The sequence below is a fragment of the Nocardia sp. NPDC060220 genome, assembly GCF_042727815.1.
Lineage (GTDB): Bacteria > Actinomycetota > Actinomycetes > Mycobacteriales > Mycobacteriaceae > Nocardia.
This window is the reverse complement of record NZ_JBHWZY010000386.1, coordinates 1-6,343: the sequence shown is the minus strand read 5'-3', so window position 1 is coordinate 6,343 and position 6,343 is coordinate 1. Positions and strand designations below refer to the sequence as shown.

Sequence of the window (6,343 nt, the reverse complement as noted above, 5' to 3'; positions counted from 1 at the left end):
GGTATTCCTCGATGCCCTCGGTGCCGCCCTCGCGACCGAAGCCCGATTCCTTGACGCCGCCGAACGGGGCGGCGGGGTCGGAGATGACGCCGCGGTTCACGCCCACCATGCCGCTCTCCATCGCCTCCGAGATGCGCAGCGCACGGTCGAGATCTCGGGTGAACACGTAGCTGACCAGCCCGTATTCGGTGTCGTTCGCGGCGGCGACGCCCTCCTCGTCGGTGTCGAACGCGACGATCGGGGCGACCGGACCGAACACTTCCTCGCGCAGGATGCGGGCGGACGGCGGGACATCGCCCAGGATCGTGGCGGGGTAATACCACCCTGGACCGCCGGGAACCTTGCCGCCGATCAACGCTCGCGCGCCCACGGCGACAGCATCGTCGACCAGGTCGCTCACGATCTCGCGCTGATCCTCGCTCACCAGTGGGCCGAGGGTGGTCGCGGCGTCGGTGCCGGGGCCCATCACGACGGTGTCGGCCATCGCGGCGACGAACTTCTCGGTGAACTCGGCGACCACACCGCGCTGGACGTAGAACCGGTTGGCGGCGGTGCAGGCTTCGCCGCCGTTGCGCAGCTTCGCCTGCATCGCACCGGCCACGGCGGCGTCGATATCGGCATCGTCGAACACGACGAACGGCGCGTTGCCGCCCAATTCCATGGACGTGCGCAGCAGCCGGTTCGCGGACGCCGCAACGAGCTTCTTACCGACTTCGGTGGAGCCGGTGAAGGTGAGCTTGCGCAGCCGCGGATCGTCGATCAGCGGGCCCGTGACGGCCCCGGAACGCTGGGTGGTGATCACCGACAGCACCCCGTCGGGCAGGCCTGCCTCGCTACAGAGCTCGGCCAGCGCCAGCATGGTCAGCGGCGTCGCCGAGGCGGGCTTGACGATCATCGTGCAGCCCGCCGCCAGCGCGGGCCCGATCTTGCGGGTGCCCATGGCCAGCGGGAAATTCCACGGTGTGATCGCCAGGCACGGACCCACCGGCTGCTTGGCGACCATGATCCGCCCGGTTCCCGACGGCGCGTTCAGATACCGCCCGTGGATCCGCACGGCCTCTTCGCTGTTCCAGCGGAAGAACTCGGCGCCGTAGCGCACCTCGTTGCGGCTCTCCGACAGTGCCTTGCCCATCTCGAGCGTCATCAGCAGCGCGAATTCCTCCGCTCGCGCGGTGAGCTGCTCGAACACCGTCCGCAGGATCTCGCCCCGCTCCCGCGACGGCGTCGCCGCCCACGCCGGTCCCGCCGCGACAGCCGCGTCCAGCGCCCGCATCGCGTCCTCGGGAGTCGCGTCGGCGACCTGCGCGATCACCGTCCCATCGGCCGGATTGTGTACGTCGAAAGTGCCACCCCCGGTGGCGTCGACGGGCCCGGAGCCGATCCACAAACCCTTGGGTACGAATTCGAGTACATCGCGTTCAGACACTGTCCCGCCTCTCCGAGAATGTAGCGCGTCGTCCGGGAGCTCGACTGGCAGCTCTCGGCCCTGCGTCGCGTGCGCGGCAGTGGGAGGCGGTGGGGCCTCGTGCCCGGCACACTCCCAGACCGTACCGGTGGCTTGTCGGGGTCGTCGACACCCGCGCGCCTGCCCGCCGGTAACGCGGTACCCTCGGCTCGTGAGCAGCAGCGACATCACCGCGTCGGCGGCCTGGCAGGCACTGCACAGCAATCACCGCACCGTTGCGCCGATGCACCTGAGGCAGCTGTTCGCCGATGACCCGGCACGCGGTCACGAGCTGACGATGCAGGTGGCGGACCTGCACATCGACTACAGCAAACATCGCGTGACCCGCGAAACCCTGCGCCTGCTCGTCGATCTCGCGCACACGGCGGGTGTGCCGCAACGCCGCGACGCGATGTACGCGGGCCAGCACATCAACACCTCCGAGGATCGCGCGGTCGGCCATATCGCCCTGCGCCTACCGGTCGGCGACCAGCTCTGCATCGACGGCACCGACGCCGATGCAGAAGTGCACGACGTCCTGCGGCGGATGGGCGAATTCGCTGATTCCGTGCGCTCGGGCGTGTGGCGCGGCGCGACCGGCGAACGCATCGAGACCATCGTCAATATCGGCATCGGTGGCTCGGATCTGGGCCCCGACATGGTGTATCGCGCACTGCGCCACTACGTCGACGCGGGCATCGGCGCCCGTTTCGTCTCGAATGTCGACCCGGCCGATCTGGTCGCCAAGCTCACCGGCCTCGATCCGGCCACCACCTTGTTCATTGTCGCGTCCAAGACGTTCTCGACGCTGGAAACCCTCACCAACGCCACCGCCGCGCGCCGCTGGCTGGTCGACGCGCTCGGTGAGGAAGCGGTCGCCAAGCATTTCGTCGCGGTGTCGACGAACGCGGAACGCGTGGCTGCCTTCGGCATCGATACCGCGCACATGTTCGGCTTCTGGGATTGGGTCGGCGGCCGTTACTCGGTGGATTCGGCGATCGGTCTCTCGGTGATGGTGACCATCGGCAAGGAGCAGTTCGCGGAATTCCTCAGCGGAATGCACGCCATAGACAAGCATTTCGCCACCGCGCCGCTGGCGGAGAACGCGCCGGTCCTGCTGGCGATGCTCGGTGTCTGGTACTCGAATTTCTTCGGCGCGGAATCCCGTGTGGTCCTGCCCTATTCGAATGACATGGCCCGATTCCCCGCCTATCTCCAGCAATTGACGATGGAGTCCAACGGCAAGTCGGTCCGCGCCGACGGCACCCCGGTCACCTCGTCGACCGGCGAGATCTTCTGGGGCGAGCCGGGTACCAACGGCCAGCACGCCTTTTACCAGCTCCTCCACCAGGGCACCCGCCTGATCCCCGCCGATTTCCTCGGCTTCGCCAGGTCCACCGACGACCTGCCGACCCGCGACGGCACCGGCAGCATGCAGGACATCCTGATCAGCAACCTGTTCGCGCAGTCGAAGGTGCTGGCGTTCGGCAAGACCGCCGAGGAGATCCGCGCCGAGGGCACCGACCCGGAACTGGTGCCGCACAAGGTGATGCCGGGTAATCGGCCCAGCACCACGATCCTGACGGCGGAGCTCACGCCGTCGGCGCTGGGTCAGCTGATCGCGCTCTACGAGCACCAGGTGTTCGTCGAGGGCATCATCTGGGGTGTCGACAGTTTCGACCAGTGGGGTGTCGAGCTGGGCAAGCAGCAGGCGCTCGCCCTGATGCCGCTGCTGAGCGGACCGGAAAAGCCGGTGTCGGTGGGTGATTCGTCGACCGACGAGCTCATCGAGTGGTATCGGGCGCATCGCCGCTGACCTTGTGCGCGGCACGGGTCGCGGCCTGGATCCGGCCGGTCACGCTGGTAGTGATGATGGTGAGCAGGGTGCCGAGCACCACCAGGTCGAACACGATCTGCACCATCGTGGCGATGCGCGCGGCCTGACCGACGGCGTGCACGTCGCCGAATCCGACGGTGCCGAGGGTGACGAGCGTGTAATACAGTGCGTCGGTGCGAGTTTCGAGCCCGGCGAACTGATCCGGATGAAGCTGCTGCAAGCGGTAGTAGAACAGGGCGAACACCACACCGACGATGCATACGAGCAGCAGCAATCCGTCGACCTGTGCTCCCGCGGCGGTCGGCTCCCGCAGATAGTTGTCGATCCGCCGCCAGACCAGCCAGCCCAGCCCCGCGATCCCGCCGGCGAAGAGGACCACCCCTACCAACCGCCCCGGCCACGCGTCGAGCTCGAACATCCAGCCCACCGGCACGCTGTAGTACAACAGCACCGCGCACAACGCCGCCGCGCCGTTGCGCATCGCATGCCCGGGGAACCGCCGACCTCGCGTCATCACTCCATGATTGCCCCGAAGCTGCCGATTTCCGTGCCACACGCGCCGTTCGACACGAATCAGGTCACGCGATAGCCGTCCCCCACCGCGGTCAACACGTGGTCGGCGCGGTTCCTGCTCGCCGCGATGAGATCTGCGTTGCGCAGATCGCTCCCCAGCACCTTCTCCTGCGCCTGGTCCGGTGTTCGCCCGCCCGCGGTGTGCCGGTCCATGAGTCGTTCGGTGAGCACCTGCCGCGGCGCGTCCAGGTACCAGCAGGCGTCGAGCAGCCCGCGGACATCCGCCCAACCCGGTGCCTCGGTCGGGGTCAGCAGCAGATAGTTGCCCTCGATGACGACCACCCGCTCGTCACACACGACAACACCGCCATCGGTCGGCTCGTCGATCGCACGATCGAACAGCGGCCACGGCACCGGCGCTCCGACCGGCGCTTCCCGCAGCAACCGCAGATCCGCGACGAAACCGCCCGCATCGAAGGTATCCGGCTCACCCTTGCGCGCCAGGGCGTTCCGCGCCCGCAACACCTCGTTTCGCAGGTGATAGCCATCCATCGGCGCCACCGCCGCGGGCCGCCCCGACCGGCACAGCTCGACGCGAAGCCGCTGCGCCAGTGTCGATTTCCCGGCTCCCGGCGGCCCGGCGATCCCCAGCAGAAACCGCTCATGGCGCACCGGGATTCGTTGCGCCAGTTCGCCCACCGACAGCACCTCGTTCGCCCAGGTCACGGGCCTACCCTACGCACCGGGTGGCAGCACGTGAGGACAAGACGGACTCAGCGAACGTCGACGAAGCCTCGCTCGAGGATCGCACCGGTGTCGACGCCGACGGGCAGCGTGCCGAAGGCGATGCCCCACTCGGCGCCGAGTCGGGTGGCGCAGAAGGCATCCGCGACGGCGGGATGCCCGTGCCGCACCAACTGCGCGCCCTGCAGGACGAGTGCCATCAGTTCCACGACGCGGCGGGCACGATATTCGATATCGGACAGGTCCGTGAGTTCCTTGCCCACCCGGTCGATCGCGTCGTCGAGGCGCGCATCGGCGCCGCGGGCGAGTCCGACCTCGGCGAAATAGGCCTCGACCGTCTCGGGCTGACGTCCCATGGCGCGCAACGCGTCCAGCGCCGCCACATTGCCCGACCCTTCCCAGATCGACATGAGCGGCGCCTCGCGATACAGCCGCGGCATGCCCGACTCCTCGGCATAGCCGTTGCCGCCCAGGCATTCCAGCGCTTCGGCGGCGTGGGCGGGAGCACGCTTGCAGACCCAGTACTTGGTGATGGCGAGCGCGATCCGGCGCAGCGCGGCCTCGGCCGGATCGCTGCCCGCGCGGTCGGTGGCCCCGGCCAGTCGCATCATCACCGTGGTCGCGGCATCCGATTCGATGACGAGGTCGGCCAGCACATTGCGCATGGCGGGCTGGTCGATCAGCTCGGCGCCGAAGGCTTTTCGGTGGCGGGCGTGGTGGATCGCGGTGACCGCGCCGAGCCGCATGCCGGTGGCCGAGCCGATCACGCAGTCGAGACGGGTCATGTTGACCATCTCGATGATCGTCTTCACGCCTGCCCCCTCGGCGCCGACGAGCCAGCCGGTGGCGTTCTCGTATTCGATCTCCGAGGACGCGTTGGACTTGTTGCCCAGCTTGTCTTTCAGCCGCTGGATGCGGAGGGGGTTGCGGGTGCCGTCGGGCAGTACCCGGGGCAGCAGGAAACACGACAGGCCGCCCGGGGCCTGCGCGAGCGTGAGGAACATATCCGACATGGGCGCCGAGGTGAACCACTTGTGCCCGACGATGCGGTACGAGCCATCGGGTTGCGGTGTGGCAGTGGTGGTGTTGGCCCGGACATCGGAGCCGCCCTGCTTCTCCGTCATCGACATGCCCGCGATGAGACCGGCCTTGGTCGATGGTTCGCGCAAGCCGAAATCGTAGGTGCGCGAGCCCAGCAGCGGCTCGAAGCGGGCCGCCAGTTCGGGGTTGTGGCGCAGCGCGGGCACCACCGCGTAGGTCATCGAGATCGGGCACATGTGTCCGGCGTCGGCGGCACCCCAGGTGTAGAACTTGGCGGCGCGCGCGGTGTGCGCGCCGGGCCGCTCGTCCAGCCACGGCGAACCGTGCAGCCCATGTGTCACCGCGACATTCATCAGGTCGTGCCAGTGCGGGTGGAATTCCACCTCGTCGACACGATTGCCCCACCGGTCGTGGGTGTGCAGCACCGGCGGGTACTCGTTGGCGAGTCTGCCCCACTCCTGCGCCGCGAAACCGCCTGCCAGCGCGCCGAGTTCGCGCACTTCGGCTTCGGCCCAGCCCGCACCTTCGCGGTGCAGACCTTCCAGCAGCGCGGGGTTGCGCGCGGCATCGAAGGGGATCAGTGGTGGCGCCTGGTTGAAGACTTCGTGGGTCGGCATATCCGGTAACTCCTTCGACTACAACGTTTCCGGGCGCGCACCGAGTGCGCGCACGGCGAAAGCGACCAATTCGGGGATGACGGTCTCGGCGTGCGGCGCGGCGGCCAGCGGGCCGACCAGCACCTCGCCGATCGCGCCGACGAGGGC

The 6,343-nt window shown here is 68.3% G+C and carries 5 protein-coding genes and 1 pseudogene; 1 reads left to right on the top strand and 5 read right to left on the bottom strand.

The window, feature by feature from the left end:
- Nucleotides 1-1,426 (bottom strand): NAD-dependent succinate-semialdehyde dehydrogenase (locus ACFWF3_RS20230; protein ID WP_379314846.1); only part of this gene is annotated, 1,426 nt, incomplete at its 3' end.
- A gap of 190 nt (nt 1,427-1,616) precedes the next feature.
- Between ACFWF3_RS20230 and pgi the strand changes: the two genes are divergently transcribed.
- Nucleotides 1,617-3,260 (top strand): glucose-6-phosphate isomerase, encoded by a 1,644-nt coding sequence (gene pgi / locus ACFWF3_RS20225; RefSeq protein WP_379314845.1) that lies wholly within the window; start codon nt 1,617-1,619, stop codon nt 3,258-3,260.
- Here the strand turns inward: pgi and ACFWF3_RS20220 are convergent.
- The 4 genes and pseudogenes from ACFWF3_RS20220 to ACFWF3_RS20205 form a co-directional block, all read right to left on the bottom strand.
- Nucleotides 3,229-3,795, bottom strand: coding sequence for a potassium channel family protein (locus ACFWF3_RS20220; protein WP_378993286.1), 567 nt, complete (start codon nt 3,793-3,795; stop codon nt 3,229-3,231). The genes pgi and ACFWF3_RS20220 overlap by 32 nt on opposite strands.
- Before the next feature lie 59 nt (nt 3,796-3,854).
- Nucleotides 3,855-4,520 (bottom strand): nucleoside/nucleotide kinase family protein, encoded by a 666-nt coding sequence (locus tag ACFWF3_RS20215; RefSeq protein ID WP_379314844.1) that lies wholly within the window; start codon nt 4,518-4,520, stop codon nt 3,855-3,857.
- A gap of 47 nt (nt 4,521-4,567) precedes the next feature.
- Nucleotides 4,568-6,196: an acyl-CoA dehydrogenase family protein gene (locus ACFWF3_RS20210; RefSeq protein ID WP_379314843.1), complete on the bottom strand. Its 1,629-nt coding sequence runs from the start codon at nt 6,194-6,196 to the stop codon at nt 4,568-4,570.
- 18 nt (nt 6,197-6,214) lie between these two features.
- Nucleotides 6,215-6,343: pseudogene (locus ACFWF3_RS20205) on the bottom strand (TetR/AcrR family transcriptional regulator); the annotation flags it as partial.

What these genes read in the sequence shown, in the direction of transcription:
- ACFWF3_RS20220 (WP_378993286.1), bottom strand. Translation starts at nt 3,795, where the DNA reads ATGACGCGAGGTCGGCGGTTCCCCGGGCATGCGATGCGCAACGGCGCG.
- ACFWF3_RS20210 (WP_379314843.1), bottom strand. Translation starts at nt 6,196, where the DNA reads ATGCCGACCCACGAAGTCTTCAACCAGGCGCCACCACTGATCCCCTTC.